This window comes from Flavobacterium sp. N2820 (assembly GCF_025947285.1).
Classification (GTDB): domain Bacteria; phylum Bacteroidota; class Bacteroidia; order Flavobacteriales; family Flavobacteriaceae; genus Flavobacterium.
The window spans coordinates 2,878,558-2,898,315 of record NZ_CP110008.1 but is presented as its reverse complement, the minus strand read 5'-3'; the positions used below and the strand labels follow the sequence as shown (position 1 = coordinate 2,898,315).

14 protein-coding genes are annotated in these 19,758 nt (G+C 32.2%); 8 read left to right on the top strand and 6 right to left on the bottom strand.

Going from position 1 to position 19,758, the window contains the following annotated elements:
* Nucleotides 1-35 precede the first annotated feature (35 nt).
* On the bottom strand, nt 36-1,184 hold the full coding sequence (locus tag OLM52_RS13595; protein ID WP_264549032.1) for a formimidoylglutamase: 1,149 nt from the start codon (nt 1,182-1,184) through the stop codon (nt 36-38).
* 3 nt (nt 1,185-1,187) lie between these two features.
* Entirely contained in the window at nt 1,188-3,689 is a 2,502-nt protein-coding gene (topA, locus tag OLM52_RS13590) for a type I DNA topoisomerase (protein WP_264549031.1), read from the bottom strand.
* 252 nt (nt 3,690-3,941) lie between these two features.
* Between topA and miaB the strand changes: the two genes are divergently transcribed.
* From miaB to OLM52_RS13550, 8 genes are all read left to right on the top strand, one after another.
* Nucleotides 3,942-5,390 carry a tRNA (N6-isopentenyl adenosine(37)-C2)-methylthiotransferase MiaB gene (miaB, locus tag OLM52_RS13585; protein ID WP_264549030.1) on the top strand — a complete coding sequence of 483 codons (1,449 nt, stop codon included), beginning with the start codon at nt 3,942-3,944 and terminating at the stop codon, nt 5,388-5,390.
* Between the two features lie 84 nt (nt 5,391-5,474).
* Nucleotides 5,475-6,734: a sigma-54 interaction domain-containing protein gene (locus OLM52_RS13580; protein WP_264549029.1), complete on the top strand. Its 1,260-nt coding sequence runs from the start codon at nt 5,475-5,477 to the stop codon at nt 6,732-6,734.
* Nucleotides 6,734-7,237, top strand: a complete 504-nt coding sequence (lptE, locus tag OLM52_RS13575) for an LPS assembly lipoprotein LptE (RefSeq protein ID WP_264549028.1) — start codon at nt 6,734-6,736, stop codon at nt 7,235-7,237. The genes OLM52_RS13580 and lptE overlap by 1 nt, the downstream gene beginning before the upstream one ends.
* 14 nt (nt 7,238-7,251) lie before the next feature.
* Nucleotides 7,252-8,058, top strand: coding sequence for a tetratricopeptide repeat protein (locus OLM52_RS13570; RefSeq protein ID WP_264549027.1), 807 nt, complete (start codon nt 7,252-7,254; stop codon nt 8,056-8,058).
* On the top strand, nt 8,058-8,420 hold the full coding sequence (gene secG, locus OLM52_RS13565; protein WP_264550554.1) for a preprotein translocase subunit SecG: 363 nt from the start codon (nt 8,058-8,060) through the stop codon (nt 8,418-8,420). The genes OLM52_RS13570 and secG overlap by 1 nt, the downstream gene beginning before the upstream one ends.
* A gap of 139 nt (nt 8,421-8,559) precedes the next feature.
* The gene (groES, locus tag OLM52_RS13560) at nt 8,560-8,835 is read left to right on the top strand and encodes a co-chaperone GroES (protein ID WP_166236625.1); all 276 of its coding nucleotides are present in this window, start codon (nt 8,560-8,562) and stop codon (nt 8,833-8,835) included.
* A 50-nt stretch (nt 8,836-8,885) separates the two neighbouring features.
* Nucleotides 8,886-10,511, top strand: coding sequence for a chaperonin GroEL (gene groL / locus OLM52_RS13555; protein ID WP_264549026.1), 1,626 nt, complete (start codon nt 8,886-8,888; stop codon nt 10,509-10,511).
* Nucleotides 10,512-10,594: 83 nt separating this feature from the next.
* Nucleotides 10,595-12,937, top strand: a complete 2,343-nt coding sequence (locus tag OLM52_RS13550) for a hypothetical protein (protein WP_264549025.1) — start codon at nt 10,595-10,597, stop codon at nt 12,935-12,937.
* Nucleotides 12,938-12,978: 41 nt separating this feature from the next.
* Here the strand turns inward: OLM52_RS13550 and OLM52_RS13545 are convergent, their stop codons facing one another.
* The 4 genes from OLM52_RS13545 to OLM52_RS13530 are packed head-to-tail and all read right to left on the bottom strand — an operon-like array spanning nt 12,979 to nt 19,728.
* Nucleotides 12,979-13,743 carry a DUF2490 domain-containing protein gene (locus tag OLM52_RS13545; protein WP_264549024.1) on the bottom strand — a complete coding sequence of 255 codons (765 nt, stop codon included), beginning with the start codon at nt 13,741-13,743 and terminating at the stop codon, nt 12,979-12,981.
* Entirely contained in the window at nt 13,743-15,353 is a 1,611-nt protein-coding gene (locus OLM52_RS13540; RefSeq protein WP_264549023.1) for a SulP family inorganic anion transporter, read from the bottom strand. Before OLM52_RS13540 ends, OLM52_RS13545 begins: the two co-directional genes overlap by 1 nt.
* Nucleotides 15,354-15,365: 12 nt before the next feature.
* Nucleotides 15,366-17,234 carry a proton-conducting transporter membrane subunit gene (locus OLM52_RS13535; protein WP_264549022.1) on the bottom strand — a complete coding sequence of 623 codons (1,869 nt, stop codon included), beginning with the start codon at nt 17,232-17,234 and terminating at the stop codon, nt 15,366-15,368.
* A gap of 4 nt (nt 17,235-17,238) precedes the next feature.
* Nucleotides 17,239-19,728 (bottom strand): YbcC family protein, encoded by a 2,490-nt coding sequence (locus tag OLM52_RS13530; RefSeq protein ID WP_264549021.1) that lies wholly within the window; start codon nt 19,726-19,728, stop codon nt 17,239-17,241.
* Nucleotides 19,729-19,758: the final 30 nt, after the last annotated feature.

Sequence of the window (19,758 nt, the reverse complement as noted above, 5' to 3'; positions counted from 1 at the left end):
ACAATCGGACTCTTAAGCACTGCAAAACAACTGATTTACAATACATTTCTTCGCTGCGCTTTCCACCATCTTTCAGGTATTTCTTGCTCGCAAGCTGCTAAATAATCTTCATTTGTGCAAGGTAATAACGTAATTCTTTTTAATTTATTGTTAACATTTGTTAAAAAAGGTATTTCTATCCACCAACGACCTGTTTTATTACTCTTGTAAAAAATCAACTCTTCGTTTTCTATAGGTACAATATATTTAATATAATTATCTTTTGTCCCAAAAGGGTACTCGTTTGAACGAAAACTAAAACCTTCAATAAAATACCAAATCATTTGCGCAATTAAAACATTTTCTTGGGCTATGCCATTAAAATTAAAAATTCCTAACGATGAAACTTTATCACTTATTCCAGCGTAACGTGTTAATGCACAAATCTCTTTCCCATTGAATCCATTAGGACTGAATTGTTTGAAATTTCCAGAAAATGCAGACTGAACCGACGAAAGATCAATACTTACTAAATCCGCATCCCTAAAAACAGGTTCTGCTACAGAAATAGTATTAGAAACCTCACCTAAACGATAAGCTTCAAAATATAGTTTCTCGATTAAATCAATCTCTTCTTGCGAATTATAATAAGTTTGGTAGCCTAAATTTGCATAATTGAATAGATTATTTGGCTCCTCTACAATAATTTTTGACAAAAATGAACTTGATGCAAAAGCACCTTCTTTAGCAAAATCAAATTGATTATCCACAGCCACCAGGTTCACCATTTGATCTAAATTATCATATGCACGATACATGGCGTAGGTTAAATCCTGACTTCCTCCTATAATAATTGGTGTAATATTTTTCTTTATAAGATCTTCAACAAGTTTTTTTACAACAAAATAAGTATCCTCAACACTTGCACCGGCTTCAATAGTTCCTAAATCTACAATAGAAACATTCCAATTTCCTGGATATAAACTGTAAAATTGTTTTCTAAAATCTTCAAAACCAAAATCTTCGTTTGTTCCATTTCCTCCTCTGTTTTCATTTACTGTAATAATTGATAATGAAACATTTTCTAAAACTGGAAAATCGGTTTGTGTATGCAGCGCAACTTTTTTACCTAATGTTTGATTAGATAATTTTGAAATAAATTCTTCAACTGAAGCTGAAACAGGTTGTAAAAAATCAAAAACCATTGATTATTTCTTTTTTGCGGTTGTTTTCTTTGCTGGTGCTTTTTTTGCTGGAGCTTTTTTGGCAGGTGTTTTTTTCTCAATCATTTCTTGAACTTGCGCCAAGGTTAATTTAGAAGCATCAACATCTTTACTCAATTCAATTTTAATTTTTCCTTTTGTAATTACCGAACGCCCCCAACGTGCCTTTTCTACTTTGATACCTTCTTCTTTCCAATCGTGAACTACTTTATCAATGTCTTTTTGCTGTTTTTCTTCGATTAACTCGTTTAAATCTGATTGAGATAAATGATCAAAATTGTATTTTTTATTTACATTGATAAACATTCCATTCCATTTGATGAAAGGACCAAAACGACCAACACCTTTTTGAATTGGTAAATTATCATAAGTTCCAATTGGAGCATCAGCTTGTACTTTTTCATCAATTAAACCTTGAGCCGTTTCCATGGTTACATCCATTGGATCAACGCCTTTTGGCAATGAAATAAATTGGGTTCCAAATTTAACATAAGGTCCAAAACGACCATTATTTACTTCAATTTCTTCCCCTTTGTATGTTCCTAATTGCTTTGGAAGTAAAAACAAATTCAATACTTCTTCTAATGTAATATTTCCAATGTTTTGATCTTGACGTAAACTTGCAAATTGCTTGTTTTCTTCGTCAATATCTCCAATTTGAGCCATTGCTCCATATTTTCCTAAACGTACAGAAACTTGTTTGCCCGAAACAGGATGCACACCTAAAATACGCTCACCACTTTCTCTATCCGCATTTTTTTCAACATCAACTACATTTGGATGGAAATGCTTGTAGAAATCATTCATCATTTTTGCCCAATCCACTTTCCCTTCTGCAATTTCGTCAAAATCTTGCTCCACTTTTGCTGTGAAGTTATAATCTAAAATAGTTCCGAAATTTTTTACTAAGAAATCATTTACAATAATTCCAATATCAGTTGGAACTAACTTTCCTTTGTCTGAACCTACATTTTCGGTTAAAACTTGTGCTTTTACTTCGCTATTTTTTAAAACTATTTGTGTGTATTTTCGTTCTTGACCTTCAAAACTTCCTTTTTCTACATAAGTTCTGGCAATAATCGTAGAAATAGTTGGCGCATAAGTAGACGGACGACCTATTCCTAATTCTTCTAATTTTTTTACCAAAGAAGCTTCGGTGTAACGACTTGGCGGACGTGAAAAACGTTCCGTAGCCGTGATATAATTATTGGTAAGTTTTTCATTAACTTTTAAGGCAGGCAACATTCCTTCTTGTTCTTCATCGTCGTCGTCATTGCCTTCTAAATATACTTTCAAGAAACCTTCAAATTTGATAACTTCTCCAGTTGCTGTAAAAATTTCTGAATGATTACTTGCTTCTATTTTTACATTGGTTCTTTCTAATTCGGCATCGCTCATTTGAGAAGCTAACGTTCTTTTCCAAATTAAATCGTATAAACGCGCTTGGTCTCTATCAATATCAACTGTGTGACGCGACATATCCGTTGGACGAATTGCCTCATGCGCTTCTTGTGCTCCTTTTGATTTGGTATTAAAACTTCTTGGTTTAGAAAATTCCTTTCCATAATAACTAGTAATTTCAGCTTGAGCGGCTGCCATTGCTTCTTGCGAAAGGTTTACACTATCCGTTCTCATATACGTTATAAGTCCGGCTTCGTATAAACGTTGTGCAATTTGCATCGTAATTCCAACAGGTAAATACAACTTTCTAGCCGCTTCTTGTTGTAACGTTGAAGTGGTAAAAGGTGCTGCTGGTGATTTTTTTGTAGGTTTGGTTTCTAAATCTCCTACTTTGTAAGAGGAACCAATATTTTTAGTTAAGAAATCTTCTGCTTCTTTTTTAGTGGCGAAGTTCTTAGGTAATTTTGCTTTGAATGTTTTTCCAGTTTCGTTAGTGAATTCCGCTGTAATACTGTAAGAAGCTTCTGGGTTGAAATTTTGAATTTCTCTTTCGCGTTCTACAATCAAACGAACAGAAACCGATTGCACACGACCTGCAGATAATCCGCCTTTTACTTTTTTCCAAAGCACTGGTGACAATTCGTAACCTACTAATCTATCTAAAACTCTACGCGCTTGTTGTGCGTTTACTAAATTATAATCAATTCCTCTCGGATTTTCAATTGCTTTTTGGATAGCCGATTTCGTAATTTCGTGAAAAACGATACGTTTCGTTTTTTCTGGCTTTAGTTTTAGCTCTTCAGATAAGTGCCAAGAAATTGCTTCTCCCTCGCGGTCCTCATCGGAAGCCAACCAAACCATTTCGGCATTTTTAGCTAATCCTTTTAATTTGGTCACTAATGCTTTTTTATCAGCAGAAACTTCATATTTAGGTTTAAAACCATTTTCTACATCTACACCAATTTCTCTTGAAGGCAAGTCGGCAATATGGCCGTAACTCGACTCTACTTGATACTCACTTCCCAGAAATTTCTCGATGGTTTTTGCCTTAGCTGGTGACTCAACGATTACTAAATTCTTTGCCATTTCACATTTTTTTGAATCGCAAAAGTATCTATTTTTTTTAAATTTCACCTTCTTGAATGCATTTTTACCAATAATTAATTCATTTATAACATAATTTACACCTATATATATAGGTGTAAAATGTAGCAAAAACATAGTTCTATCATCTCAAAATAAAAATAATTAAAATTTCATGTTAAACCTTTTCTGCCATCTTGTCAGATTTTATAATTTAGTATTATCTTTGCAGACTGATTTAAAGGAAATCTTTATATGGAAAAGGAAATTGACGAGAAAAAACAAGGTCAGAGTTTAGTGCTTGACCAAAAAGAAGGAAATACAAAAAAACTTTTTATAGAGAGTTATGGTTGCCAAATGAATTTTTCGGACAGCGAAATTGTGGCGTCTATTCTTTATGAAAACGGATATAATACTACTCAAAACTTAGAAGATGCTGATTTAGTTTTGGTAAATACTTGTTCTATTCGCGATAAAGCAGAACAAACGATTCGTAAACGTTTAGAAAAATACAACGCTGTAAAGAAAATCAATCCAACCATGAAAGTTGGGGTTTTAGGTTGTATGGCAGAACGTTTAAAAAGTCAGTTTTTAGAAGAAGAAAAAATTGTAGACATGGTGGTTGGACCCGATGCTTACAAAGATTTACCAAATTTATTAGCCGAAGTAGAAGAAGGTAGAGATGCCATCAACGTAATTCTTTCGAAAGAAGAAACGTATGGCGATATTTCACCTGTTCGTTTAAACAGTAACGGCGTTAATGCTTTTGTTTCGATTACTAGAGGTTGCGACAATATGTGCACGTTTTGCGTTGTTCCTTTTACACGTGGTCGTGAGCGTAGCCGTGAACCACAAAGTATTATTGATGAAATTCAAGATTTATACGATAGAGGATTTAAAGAAGTAACCTTGTTAGGACAAAATGTAGACAGTTACCTTTGGTATGGCGGTGGTTTGAAAAAAGACTACGACAAAGCTACAGAAATGCAAAAAGCTACTGCTATGGATTTTGCGCAATTGTTAGACAAATGTGCTACATTGTTCCCAAAAATGCGTTTTAGATTTTCTACTTCGAATCCGCAAGATATGCATGAAGAAGTATTGCATGTTATTGCGAAACACCATAACATTTGCAACTACATTCACTTACCTGTTCAAAGTGGAAGCACAAGAATTTTAAAAGAAATGAATCGTCAACACACCCGTGAAGAATACATGGCGTTGATTGATAAAATATATTCAATTATTCCAGACATTTCATTGTCGCAAGATATGATTGCAGGTTTCCCAACAGAAACTGAAGAAGATCATCAGGACACCTTGAGTTTGATGGAATATGTAAAATATGATTTTGGATTTATGTTTGCGTATTCAGAACGCCCAGGAACATTAGCTGCTAGAAAAATGGAAGACGATGTGCCAGAAGAAGTTAAAAAACGTAGGTTAACCGAAATTGTAGATTTACAACAAAAACACGGATTAGAAAGAACACAACGTTTCATTGGACAAGAAGTGGAAGTATTGATTGAAAAAGAATCAAAACGTTCTGATGTGCACTGGAGCGGAAGAAACTCTCAAAATACAGTAGTGGTTTTCCCAAAAGAAAATTACAAAGTAGGCGAATTCGTATTAGTAAAAATCACAGATTGTACCGCTGCAACTTTAATTGGAGAAGCGGTTGGATATTCTGAAATAATGAACTAAAACAATTAAAAATTAACAATGGATAATGAACAATTAGAAAATATCTAAATTATCAATTGTCAATTATTAATTATAAATTATAAAATGGAATCAGTACAAGCTATAAAACAACGATTTGAAATTATTGGGAACGACCCAAAACTCAATCGTGCCGTGGAGAAAGCCATTCAGGTTGCTCCAACGGATATTTCGGTATTGGTAACAGGTGAAAGTGGTGTTGGAAAAGAAAGTATTCCAAAAATCATTCACTCACTTTCGCACAGAAAACATGGAAAATATATTGCAGTAAACTGCGGTGCAATTCCTGAAGGAACAATTGATAGTGAACTTTTTGGTCACGAAAAAGGCTCGTTTACTGGTGCAACTAACACGCGTGAAGGGTATTTTGAGGTAGCTGATGGCGGAACTATATTTTTAGATGAAGTTGGTGAATTACCATTAACCACTCAAGTACGCTTATTACGTGTTTTAGAAAATGGGGAATTTATCAAAGTCGGTTCTTCGCAAGTACAAAAAACAAATGTTCGTATTGTAGCTGCTACCAACGTAAACATGTTTGATGCGATTGAAAAAGGCAAATTTCGTGAAGATTTATTTTATAGATTGAGTACGGTTGACATTATGTTGCCACCACTTCGCGAACGCAAAGAAGACATTCATTTATTGTTTAGAAAATTTGCTGCCGATTTTGCACACAAATACAAAATGCCACCTATTAAATTAGATGACGATGCAATTCAATTACTTATAAAATACAGATGGAGCGGAAATATCCGTCAATTGCGCAATGTAGCCGAACAAATTTCAGTTTTAGAAACGAAGCGTGAGATTTCTTTGCAAACACTTCACTCCTATTTACCTCAGGAAAACGCAAATTTACCTTCGGTAATTGGAACTAAAAAATCGGAAAGTGATTTTAGCAACGAAAGAGAAATTTTGTACAAAGTTCTTTTTGATATGAAAAGCGATTTGAACGATTTGAAAAAGCTTACGATGGAATTAATGCAAAACGGAAGTTCAAAAGTGCAAGAAGCCAATAAAGGATTAATTCAGAAAATTTACGGTAAGCCCGAAGAAAATACTATTTTCGAAGAAGAGCCAAGAGTTGAAATGCTTCCAAATCAAAATAATCTATTGCAAGAAGAATTTGAAGACGATGACGATGAAAATTATCTATTTGCAGAAACCGTTGATGAAGAAGAGACTTTGAGTTTAGAAGCAAAAGAAATTGAGTTAATCAAAAAATCTTTGGATCGAAATAAAGGAAAACGAAAAGCAGCAGCTGACGAATTAGGCATTTCAGAACGAACACTTTATAGAAAAATAAAACAATACGATTTATAATGAGATATTTAATAATCGCTTTTAGTATAGCCATTTCACTTGTTGTAAACAGTTGTGGTGTTTATAATTTAACTGGAACTGGACAAATAGATGCCGAAACTTTTCAGGTAAATTATTTTCAAAATAATGCTGAATTAATCGAACCTGGCATTGAAAGAACATTCACTTTAGAATTACAAGATATCATTCAAAGTCAAACCAATTTGAACTTGACTTCTGAAGGAGGAGACCTACTTTATGAAGGTGAAATTGTTGAATATCGAATTACGCCTATGACTGCTACGGCAGATCAAAGAGCTGCTCAAAATAGATTAACCATTGCTGTAATGGTTCGATTTGTCAATAGAAAAAAAGAAGATGATAATTTTGAAAAACGTTTTTCATTTTTTTATGATTTTGATGCCAATCAACAATTAGTAGGTTCACAATTAACTACAGCTTTAGATGTAATTTTTGAACGAATCACACAAGATGTTTTTAACGAATCACTAGCAAAATGGTAATTAATATATAAACTTTGAATATATCTGATTTAACATACCTTTTAAACAAACCTGAAGCTACCAACGAAAAACAAACGATAGCTTTAGAAAATGTTGTCTTGCAGTTTCCATACTTTCAAGCAGCTCGTGCTTTGCATTTAAAAGGATTGTATAATCAAGAAAGTTTTAGATACAACTACGAATTAAAAAAAACAGCAGCACATACAACGGATAGAACTGTTTTATTTGAGTTTATAACATCCGCAAATTTCGTTTCAATTCAGCAAGATAAAATTGATGAGATTCATAAATCGTTGCTTAATATAGAAGTACATCATATAGAAGAAGTTATTGTTTTACCTGAAATAGAAATTGTACCCAAAAATGAAGGAACAATTAAAACAGAATTAACAGAAACAACTACAGAAGAAAAATTAGAAATTGGAAAACCATTGCCTTTTACGCCTTCTGAGAAACACTCATTTCAGGAATGGTTGCAATTGACAAAATTTACACCTATAGAACGTAATTTTGAAGAAAATCAACCAGAAATTGATTCCGACAAACAAAAAAAAATAGATATAATTGATAAATTTATTGAAGCCAATCCAAAAATTGCTCCAGTAAAAGATATAACGAAAACTCCTGCAAATATTACTAAAAGCGTTGAAGAACCAACACATTTAATGACTGAAACACTAGCAAAAGTGTATTTGGAACAAAAAAAATATAACAAAGCAATACAAGCTTATGAAATATTAATTTTGAAATATCCAGAAAAAAGTAGTTTCTTTGCAGACCGAATAAATGAAATCAAAAATTTACAACAAAATAATAATTAATTATGGGATTTACAGGTTTTTTAATTGCGATAACAATTGTTTGTTTTTTATTAATCTTAGCTATTATGGTTCAAAACCCTAAAGGTGGAGGTTTATCTTCTTCTTTTGGTGGTTCTCAACAATTAGGTGGTGTACAAAAAACTACAGACTTTTTAGATAAAAGTACTTGGACATTAGGAGGAATTTTAATTGCTTTAATATTACTTTCAAGCTTAAGTTTTGATGGTGGTGGAGCAACGGGTTCAAAAATCTTAGGAGAAGAAGAAATGAGTGTTCCAACAACTACAATTCCAACAACACCTCAAGCAAACCAACAAACACCTGCTACTGCAGCACCTGTTGCAACTGATTCTACAAAATAAGAATTGATATTAAATATACAAATGCCAGCATGTCAGTGCTGGCATTTTTTTTACCGAAAAATTGTCAGAAAATAGCTTTGGCACAATTTCTGAAAAACTGTTAGCAACAAATTAATTTTAATAAACAAAATATACAATTATGTCATTAAACATTAAACCTATTTCAGATCGCGTAGTAATTGCTCCATTAGCAGCAGAAACTACAACCGCTTCAGGAATTATTATTCCTGATACTGCAAAAGAGAAACCACAAAAAGGTACTGTAGTAGCCGTGGGAAATGGCAAAAAAGACTACACCATGACTGTAAAAATTGGAGATACAGTTTTATATGGTAAATATTCAGGAACAGAATTCAAATATGAGGGTAAAGATTACCTGATTATGAGAGAAGACGAAATTTATGCTATTCTTTAATCGTAGATTAAACAAAAACATTTAAACGTTAAACAATAAACAAAAATAAAATGGCAAAAGATATAAAATTTGATATTGAAGCTCGCGATGGTTTAAAACGCGGTGTTGACGCATTAGCAAATGCAGTAAAAGTTACTTTAGGACCAAAAGGAAGAAATGTAATTATTTCAAAATCATTTGGAGGACCAACAGTTACTAAAGATGGTGTTTCGGTAGCAAAAGAAATTGAACTACAAGACCCTTTAGAAAACATGGGAGCACAAATGGTCAAAGAAGTAGCTTCTAAAACCAATGATTTAGCAGGTGATGGAACAACAACTGCGACTGTTTTGGCGCAAGCCATCGTTAAAGAAGGTTTGAAAAATGTAGCCGCAGGAGCTAACCCAATGGATTTAAAAAGAGGAATAGATAAAGCTGTTGAAACTATTGTTGCTGAATTAGGAAAACAATCAGTAGCAGTTGGTGATTCTTCAGAAAAAATCAAGCAAGTTGCCTCTATTTCTGCGAATAATGATGATACTATTGGTGATTTAATTGCTGTAGCTTTTTCAAAAGTAGGAAAAGAAGGAGTTATCACTGTAGAAGAAGCAAAAGGAATGGACACTTACGTTGATGTGGTGGAAGGAATGCAATTCGACAGAGGTTATTTGTCGCCTTACTTCGTAACTGACGCAGATAAAATGGTAGCTGAATTAAGCAATCCATACGTTTTATTATACGATAAAAAAATATCAAACTTACAAGAATTATTACCCGTTTTAGAACCAGTAGCACAATCTGGAAGACCGTTATTAATTATTGCAGAAGATGTAGATGGACAAGCATTAGCAACTTTGGTAGTTAATAAATTGCGTGGTGGTTTAAAAATTGCCGCAGTTAAAGCACCTGGTTTTGGCGACAGAAGAAAAGCAATGCTAGAAGACATCGCAATCTTAACTGGTGGAACTGTAATTGCAGAAGAAAGTGGATATTCATTAGAAAATACTACTTTAGACATGCTTGGAACAGCAGAAAACATTACTATTGACAAAGACAACACAACAATTGTAAATGGTGCTGGTGATGCAGAAAACATAAAAGCAAGAGTGAACCAAATCAAATCGCAAATTGAAACTACAACTTCGGATTATGATAGAGAAAAACTGCAAGAACGTTTAGCTAAATTAGCAGGAGGTGTTGCAGTACTATATGTTGGAGCTGCTTCTGAAGTAGAAATGAAAGAGAAAAAAGACCGAGTTGACGATGCTTTACATGCTACTCGTGCAGCAGTTGAAGAAGGAATTGTTGCTGGTGGTGGTGTTGCTTTAGTAAGAGCAAAAGCAGCATTAGTAAACATCAAAGCAGAAAATGCAGACGAAGCAACAGGAATACAAATCATAAATAAAGCTGTAGAATCTCCTTTGAGAACTATTGTTGAAAATGCAGGTGGCGAAGGTTCTGTCGTTATTGCTAAAGTCACAGAAGGAAAAGACGATTTCGGATTTAATGCAAAAACTGGTGAATACGTTCAAATGTTAGCCGCTGGAATTATCGACCCTAAAAAAGTAACACGTGTAGCTTTAGAAAACGCAGCTTCTGTAGCTGGGATGATTTTAACTACTGAGTGTGCTTTAATAGACATCAAAGAAGAATCATCTAGTATGCCAATGGGCGGAGGAATGCCAGGAATGATGTAATATTTTTCTTAAAAATATTTTTTTAAACTGCTAGATGATATCTAGCAGTTTTTTTTATATTTACACCAATAAAAATTTAAGCCATGAAAAAATATTTCCTCATAACTATCTTATTATTAAGTATTCAATCCTTTTCTCAAAACTTGAATAAAAGTAAAATAGATGAAACTTTAATTAATTATTTTAAATTGGATCGTGAAAATATTTTTTTACACCTCAATAAATCCAATTATTTAACAAATGAAACCATCTGGTTCAAGGGGTACATTATCGAAAAGAAAGAATCTAAGCTTAATTTTGAAACCACAAATGTATATGTTTCACTTTTAGATGAAAACGGTTTAGAAATTTCTAATCATCTTTTCTATGCTTCAAATGGAATTGTATTGGGGCAAATAAAAATAAATGAATCTTTACCGTCGGGCAATTATTATATTCATGTTTACACAAATTACATGAATAACTTTAAAGAAAACGAATCAACAATTCAACCTTTAAAAATAATTAATATTTCTGACAAAATTGTTCCAACAAATAGCAATGAAACATCAGATCCTTCTATAAAAATTTCTTATGAAGGCGGAAAATTACTTGCCAATACTGACAATACCGTTGGTGTAAACATAGTAGACTGCTTCGGAAATGGATTAAAGATTAGCACCATAAAAGTAAAAAACAGTAAAGGTGAAATTGTAAATTCGTTTGCAACGAACAATGAAGGTTTTGGAAAATTTGAAATTCTGAATGCGAACATAGAAAATTACACCCTTGAAATTGAACACAATTCAAAAATTATTTTAAAAACGTTAGACCTTCCTGTTACAGAAGGAATAAATCTTTCTGCAATAAACTACATTGATGAAGAGAAAATTATTATCACAGTTAAAACTAATGAAGAGAGCTTAAAAAAATTTAAAAACAAACCTTACTCAATAATTATTCAAAAAAATGATCAAGGAAATATTGTTGATTTTACTTTAGATGCTACACAGAAAAAATTTGTTATTAATCAATCCAATCTGCCTGAAGGAATTAATTCAATTCGATTAATTAACAGTGATTTAGAATCTATCGCTGAAAGAGTAATTTATAATGACGTAATTCCAAACAAAATTACGCTTACAACAATTAAAACAAAAGACAGTATTAAAGTCTCTGGAAAAATCAATAACCGAATTGGAAATTTTAGTGTTAGCACACTTCCAATTGCAAGTACAATTAATAAATCCAATACTATAATTTCAAATTTAGTATTTAAAAACTATTGTTCAATTGAAAATCTAAATACAGATTACTACTTTGAAAATTTTAATAAAAGAAAAAAATATGAATTGGATTTAGTCCTTTTACATTCTAAAACAAATTATAAATGGAATTCAATGTTAACTGAAATTCCAAAAGAAACTTATTCATTTGATATTGGTATAAATATAGAAGGAAAAGTTAACCAAAAAGTTGGACCAAAAGAAAAATTAAGATTGTTTTCGGTTAATAATATAGATGAGACAACGACTTTAAATGATAAAAATGAATTTGAATTTAAAAATATATTAGCAGTAGATTCTTCAAATTTTCACTTTTCATTAATTAAAAACGATGAAAAGTTACAAAGTCTAAATATTTATTCAAGAATTATAAATAACAACAGAAAATTCAACAAAAAGAGTGAAATAAAAAAGTCTTTCTGCATTACTGAAAAATTTGTTAAAAACGATTTTGATACGAATTTTGATTTTCCAAGATTAGAAAATGTTACTGTTCTTGAAGATGTTCAAGTAATAGAAGTTAAAAAAGAGAAACTTGAAAAAGAAAGAGAATACAACAATTCAATGGCTAAAGGTTATAAAATAAATGATAGCGACGTTACTTCATTTAGAGATGTTTTATCTTTTATTGCTTCTCACGGCTATGATGTAAGCCAAGAAGCAGGAACTGTTGCAATTAGAAGCCGTTCTATACGGTCAATTATGGGGTCAAGAAGTCCTGCTGTATTTTTAGATAATGGACCCGTTAGTGATTTTTCCCTTTTAACTAACATTCTATTAATAGATGTTGATGAAATTTACATCAATAAACATGGATATGGTATGGGTGGAGATGGTTCTAATGGTTCTATCAGAATTTACACAAAAAGAACGTATGGAATTAATCAGAATAGAAACAATATAAAATCTAAATCTTTAATTATAAAAGGTGGTTTTCAACCGCTACTAGAGTTCGAAAATCCTAAATATGTTTCATACTCTGGCGAATCATTTCAGAAACACGGAACAATAGACTGGATACCAAATATTTATACTGATGAAAATGGGAATTTCGAATTTACAATTCCGCACTTTAATCAAGAAAAAATAAAACTAAACATTCAAGGAATTGATAATTTTGGGCAACTGTATTACAATAATTTTGAAATTGATGTAAAATAATAATAAACCCCGATTTGAAATTTTAAATCGGGGTTTTGTTTTTATTTTCTCCAATCAAAATTAGTAACATAAGTTAATCTTACTGTCGGATTATTTTCTTGAAATGTATTCGTATAATTCCAAATATTTTGATGAATATAACTCAATTGAATCTGATGATTTTTATCGAAATTATAACCTACTCCACCAATTATTCTATTTTGATTTAAAAACGTTTTTCCTGCATTCGAACCAATATTCATAAAAACCTCATCGCCAAGCAAAGCAAATAACTTCGTTACTTCTTCATTTTTTATCAAAGGATAATTGAATAAAAGCATATATCGCATTCGGTTTCTATAATCATAATGATCAATCTCTAAATCACCATTAGATTGCATTGCGGGAACTCCAACATATCGAAATTCATCACGTAATCGATGTGTAATTTTTAATTGTCCACTATTATGGACAAACGTTCCTTGAATCCAAAAATGATTTTCAGGAATACTAATTTTATTCATCGCCGGATTTCCGTAGGAATAGGTATTGTAATGACTAAATCCAACACTTCCCATAAATTTCTTGGAAAATTGGTAATCCACTGATGGACGAATAAAATATTGTTGTTTTTCAGAAAATCCATTGGCATATCGCATTGTGGCTTCAAATGAAAAAGAAAACTTTTCCGTAATCATATTCTTTCCAAAATAATGCAACCAAATATCGTTATTACTTTCTTTTACTTGTGCTTGACTACTATTCACAGTAAATAAGCTCGCTATTCCGATAAAGAATAGCAAGCACATTTTTATATTTTTCATCATTATTCTACAATTAGATTTTTTCTTGAAGCTTTTGGGTGCGAAGATAAGGGTTTATGATTTTCTAAACCAATTATAGTAACAGTTCCTCCATCATCATGCGCTTCATAATCATGTTTAAAATGCTCTAAATTTTCCATTACAGAATGGTCAACTAGCTTCGTTTTTTTCAAACAAATCCTCACTTGATATCCAGGTGGTATCTCTTCCAATTTTCTTTTGATTCCTAAATAATTAGAAAAAATAGCGGCTTTATTAATTTCAACTTTATACTCATTATCCACGAAGGAAACAACTGTAGGCGCTTTAAAGAAAGAAGAAATTGGTGTACCATTTACAACATGAATAATCATTTTAACCAACATTCCTGCGGCAATTCCAAGTAATAAATCTTCAAATAAAGTTACCAAAACAGTAACTGTGAAAATGAATAATTGTTCTTTTCCAATATGTAACATGTGTATGAATTCTTTTGGATGCGCCAGTTTAATTCCCACACTAATTAACATTGCGGCTAAAGCTGCGTTAGGAATCATTTCTAATAATGGAGCAGCTAATAAAACAAAAAGCAAAATGAAAAATCCGTGAAAGAAATTTGCCCAACGCGTTTTTGCACCATTACTAACATTCGAAGAACTACGAGCAACTTCTGAAATCATTGGTAAACCTCCTAAAAAAGCAGCTAGTGTATTTCCAATTCCAACCGCAATTAAATCTTTATTCGTGTTTGATTTTCTTTTAAACGGATCTAACAAATCGATAGCTTTTACCGTTAACAACGATTCTAAAGTACCAACCAAAGCAAACATAATGACATATTTAATGAATAATCCGGTTTGATTAATTCCTGAAAAATCGACATTCCAGTTAATATTATCTACTAAATTTCCGATTTTTACCAAAGCGTAAGGTGGTTCGGTATGCGCGAAATCCATAAATAATTCACATGGAATAGCAAATAACAACACTACCAAAGGCGCTGGAATCATCTTAATAGATTTATTTTTGATATACGGCCAGCCCAACATAATTGCCAAACTCACCACTCCAATAATCGAAGCTTTTGTATCTAAATTGATGATGAATTTCGGAATGTTTAATAACAATTCGATTGGCCCCATTCCTTTTGCTAAAGCAGGATTATCATTCAATAAAACAGGAATTTGTTTGGCTATAATAATAATACCAATAGCTGCTAACATTCCGTGAATAGTTGAAAGCGGGAAGAAATCGGCTAACTTACCCAATTTCAAAACACCAAAAAGAATTTGGATAATTCCGGCAACAACCATTGCTCCAAGGGCTAATTTCCAACCTAAATCGTTGTTTCCTTGCCCAAACTCGGCAACAGCGCCAGCAACAATAACAATTAAACCAGCCGCTGGTCCTTTAATCGTCAAGCGAGAACCCATAAAAAACGAAACGACTAAACCACCAATTATAGCAGTAATTAATCCCATAATTGGAGGAAAATCTGAAGCTTTTGCAATTCCTAAACTTAAAGGTAAGGCTAATAAAAACACGATAAAACCAGAAATTGCATCCGATTTAAAATTCTCTTTTAAGCCCGCCAATCCATCAGCAGGTATATATTTTTTAATTTTTGAAGTCATTTTTAAGTAATTTTATGATGATTTGTAAGGTGACTCATGATATGTTTTTACATGAGGACCAAGAAATAAACGTGCATAAATTCGGATTCCAGCAATACCTGAAACCACAAAACTTGATGCTACGAAAAAGGCAAGAATAACTTGATTACTGCCGATGTGACTAAAAATCAAATCTTCGCCAATAAATGTTGAAGTGATTGGAAATCCAGTAATTCCAAGTGTTGCCAACAGGAAAAAGAAAGCAAATTTTGGATGTTCGTAAACATGTCCTAAATATTGACTAATTAAAATCCGCATTTCTATTTTTTTCAGTTGAAGCAAAGCAATATAACCTATGCCTCCTGCAAGAATAATTCCTGCCAAATAAAAAGCAATTTCGCTTACGCTAACTTTGTCGTTGAACACAATGGCTAAAGCAATCCAAAAATGATTTAACACGATTAATATCCATGCTAAAAATGGGCTTTTTCGTTCTGAAAAGGATTTAAAAACAAATACCAATCCAATAAACGCAAAGACTTCAGGTAAAACCGAAATAAGTTGTTGTGGCAAATCTACTTTGAATTTATAAGCTAAAAAGCCCAACACAAAAAGCGGAATAAAAAAGTAATACACTCTTTTAATATTTAAAAAATCTAATAATTTTCCGATTGTTTTTAAAGGTTTCCAAAGCACTAAATTTAAGAAGCCTTCCAAATTAAATTCCTTTAAAGCAAGAATATACAAAGTATTTTCAATTCGTTTTGGGAAAAAGAAATTAGCTTTTTTATTTTTTGGCTGGAAATTGTAAAATTGGTCTCGAATCAAATAACTCACCACAGATGGCGAAACTAACAGTTGGTACGTTCTTAAAAATGCATTTCCTGCAAAGTGAATTAAAGCCAACGTTTCAAATCCTAATGCTATTTCGATGAAAATAATACCAATTTGAGATATAGAACTATAAGCTACCTGACTTTTTACAGAGGATTGCACTCTTGCCATTAATGAAGCTGCAATACTGGTTGTAAATCCCATTAACCCAATTGCAATTCGCATAGTGGTTTGATGTTCCCAAAATGGATAGGTTCGTAACATCAGAAAAACCCCTAAATGCACAGATAGTGAACCATAAAAAATTGCACTTGATGGAGTTGGTCCTTCCATTGCTCTTGGCAACCATGATGAGAACGGGATTTGAGCCGATTTTGCCGCAGCAGCACAAGCCAAACATAGTGCTATAAAAACACCAATAAATGAATGACTTTGTAAATGCTCGTTAACCAATTCATAATTATTCAACTTCATGAATGTAATATTTTCATGAAATAAATGATGACTTGCCCACATGGTTAATAGTAATCCAACATCGCCAATTCTGTAAATTGAAAACACTTTAAATGCATTTTTTACTGGCAAATAACGTTCTCTATAAAATGCGATTAATAAAAATGATGAAATTCCGATGATTTCCCAACCAATAAATAAGGTTTCGAAATTACCTGCTAAAATGGCCAAATTATAACCAAAAAAGAAAAACAAAACGGTATTAAAAAAACGTTTGTATCCTTTTTCTCTGTGCAAATAATAGCGACTATAAGTAGTTATCATTGAGGTTAATAAAGCCCCAACAAACAAATAAACCGCACCAATTTTATCAAAATAAAAATCTATAAAAAACTCATAATGATCTGTTTTTAAAAGTGTTATTTCTTTTAAATTCAAATCTTCTGAACCATTAATAATCCAAAAACCGATAAACAATACCAATCCTAAAAATTGAATAAAAACCGTTCCGAAAGCAATTCCCGAAATTAGTTTTTCGTTTTTTTCTGGTAAAAAGATACTAACGATAAACCCTAAAAAAGGTACTACTAAAAAATATTGAAGTATTTGTTCCATGATATTATGCGTTAGTTAGAATTCCTACCGGAAGATTTTCCTTTGTTTTTTCAGCTAATGCTAACTCATTTTCAATATGACTAGCTTTTTGAATTGGATGATATTCGATAAATTCTTCTTGTTCAAAAACAAAAATCTGTTTCGTTTCTGGATGAACAACCGCTAATCGTAACCACTCGTTTTTATACCATTCATAAGTAGCTGGATTTTTAGAAATCGCATTTTTAACTACTTCTGGATAATGCTCAACAACCGCTAATAATCGAATTGGATCATGAACTTCTATCATTTGACTGGGTAAACCCGGACGCAAATCGCCATCAATTCCGTTGGCAACACCAATTAATCCCATCACATTATGAGGTAACTTTGAACCTGCACCTAATTTTTGATTATCTACTCTCGAAAAATAATATTCCAAATTAATTCCTCCTGCAACTGGTGCTACTTGACCAAGAATTACTGCTAAATAGTCACCTGAAGCATCAATTTTATAATCATAAGAGTTTAAAAAAGAACGTCTGTCTAAAAATAATTGTTTCGACAAACTTCTTCTTCCTACAACACACATGGCGTTTGTAGCATGATTTAATTCTGGTCGAGGTTCAAATAAAGAAAAAGCGCGTTTTTTTACGTTTTCATGAATTGTTTCAATTGTTTCGGTTGAATCAATCGTATCAAATCTTCTGGAACGTTCTTTTGCATTATTTGCTAATGCTCTATCAAAGGTGAATTTATTTTCTTGATGTAACTTTTTATTGATATCGTTCAAAATATCTTCATCATAAAATGCAATTTCATCGCGTGTGGTGTCGTGTAAAGCTGGTAAAAATTGCGTTTCTGCTGGAATATTAATTCCTCTTTCTTTCAAAACAGCTCTCACACCTGCATGATTAGCCGCATAAGATGCCACTTTTGCGTTTACCGAACTTGGTCTTCCACAACAAGCGCCACAATCATAACCTGCATAATGTGTATTATTTACACTTGTTGCTCCATGACCTACCACATAAACAATTGGAGCAAAATCAGTTACCAATCCAATGCTTTTTAGTAGACCTTCTACCCTATTTGCCATCTCTTCAATGGTAAAACCAACTTGCAAATCGTCAACTTTTTCATTGTTATTGTTTTCAATAATCAATTTTGATTTTTTATGCAAATGCTTAAAAGAAGCTGTAGTTGCAGGTGACATCGAAGGTTTGAAAATATTCAAAAACAACTTAAATGCAGATGAAAATCCTAAAGTTTGACTAATTATCCAACCAAATAACAACGAATGAGATTGCTTGTGGTATACTAAATCTTTAGCTTGTTTTTTCTTTCTGTGTTCTTCCTTGATTAAATAGTTAGGCGTTACTGGCGCTGGACATAATTTAGTGTGAAATTTTCCGCCAACAGGTTGAAAGTAGAATTCAAAATTAAAAAAAGCAGCTGTTCCAAAAGTTACTGCTTGTTTGTCGATATGTTCTATGTGTCTTCTAAACGAACATTCTCTATCGTCCATGCAAAACAATCCTTGAAAACTTGGAATTTCTTTGACGTTGATTTCTTTTACTTCTTTTACACCAGACAGTACTTCATCGTAAAAGCTAAATTCAAAAGCTTGTTGCCAAAGCGATAAAACATCATATAATTCGTTATATTTTATAGGATCAAACAAATGATATTCTTCTGCTCTTACTTTTAGTCCTAATGGCGACCAATTACTATTGAACTTTTTATCTAAAACATCAATTTCTAATAGCAATTCAAATTGCACTAATTCTTCAAACGTAATGGGTTTGCTATCTAAAAGCGAACTTGGATTGGATTCAATAGTAGCAATCATGCCACTCCATCCGGGATGCGAAAATTGTTGATCAAACAAATAATGCTCGTACAATTCTTCTTTTCCAACAACAATTTCTAACAATTGTGTTATTGAAGCCTTATTGTATAATAATTCTTTTACTCTTTTTGAAGTGAAAATTCCAGTTGCTGTATTTTTTTCTAAAGCAATTATTGAGTTTAGAAAACTGTTTTCATCTTCTGGAAAAGTCCACATTGCAATTCCTTGGTCTAGATAGCTACACAAAACTCTAAACAACAAACTGTGTGTTGATTTTTCAAGATTTATAGCATATTCTTTTTTCCAATTGGCTCGTAAATTTCCTATTCTTGATTGAACGGATTCATCATAGGATTGCTGTACTAATTTATGCTTCCAAGATTCTAGATTATAAATTCCTTTATTTTTCGAAATAATATAGTCTAAAACGTTTTCCTTAATCTCATTTTTAGCGAATCTATTTCTAAACTCTACCAAAGAAAGATAGGTCTTATAACCAAAAATTGCATTAGCTTTTGCTAAAGCTTCGTGAAATTCTTTATGTTGAAATGCGTGTAATGTATTGTGATGCACAAAGTCTTTCAACGGATTTTGTGCTGGTAAATAATGGGTTAAGTGATGAAGCACTTTGTGTTCATCAAAACCAACATTTTGTGTTTTCATTTTATAATGAAATTGAATTAATACAAATAA

What these genes read in the sequence shown, in the direction of transcription:
- lptE (WP_264549028.1), top strand. Translation starts at nt 6,734, where the DNA reads ATGAGATATTTAATAATCGCTTTTAGTATAGCCATTTCACTTGTTGTA.
- miaB (WP_264549030.1), top strand. Translation starts at nt 3,942, where the DNA reads ATGGAAAAGGAAATTGACGAGAAAAAACAAGGTCAGAGTTTAGTGCTT.
- OLM52_RS13580 (WP_264549029.1), top strand. Translation starts at nt 5,475, where the DNA reads ATGGAATCAGTACAAGCTATAAAACAACGATTTGAAATTATTGGGAAC.
- OLM52_RS13545 (WP_264549024.1), bottom strand. Translation starts at nt 13,743, where the DNA reads ATGATGAAAAATATAAAAATGTGCTTGCTATTCTTTATCGGAATAGCG.
- groL (WP_264549026.1), top strand. Translation starts at nt 8,886, where the DNA reads ATGGCAAAAGATATAAAATTTGATATTGAAGCTCGCGATGGTTTAAAA.
- OLM52_RS13595 (WP_264549032.1), bottom strand. Translation starts at nt 1,184, where the DNA reads ATGGTTTTTGATTTTTTACAACCTGTTTCAGCTTCAGTTGAAGAATTT.
- OLM52_RS13550 (WP_264549025.1), top strand. Translation starts at nt 10,595, where the DNA reads ATGAAAAAATATTTCCTCATAACTATCTTATTATTAAGTATTCAATCC.
- topA (WP_264549031.1), bottom strand. Translation starts at nt 3,689, where the DNA reads ATGGCAAAGAATTTAGTAATCGTTGAGTCACCAGCTAAGGCAAAAACC.
- OLM52_RS13540 (WP_264549023.1), bottom strand. Translation starts at nt 15,353, where the DNA reads ATGACTTCAAAAATTAAAAAATATATACCTGCTGATGGATTGGCGGGC.
- OLM52_RS13530 (WP_264549021.1), bottom strand. Translation starts at nt 19,728, where the DNA reads ATGAAAACACAAAATGTTGGTTTTGATGAACACAAAGTGCTTCATCAC.
- groES (WP_166236625.1), top strand. Translation starts at nt 8,560, where the DNA reads ATGTCATTAAACATTAAACCTATTTCAGATCGCGTAGTAATTGCTCCA.
- OLM52_RS13535 (WP_264549022.1), bottom strand. Translation starts at nt 17,234, where the DNA reads ATGGAACAAATACTTCAATATTTTTTAGTAGTACCTTTTTTAGGGTTT.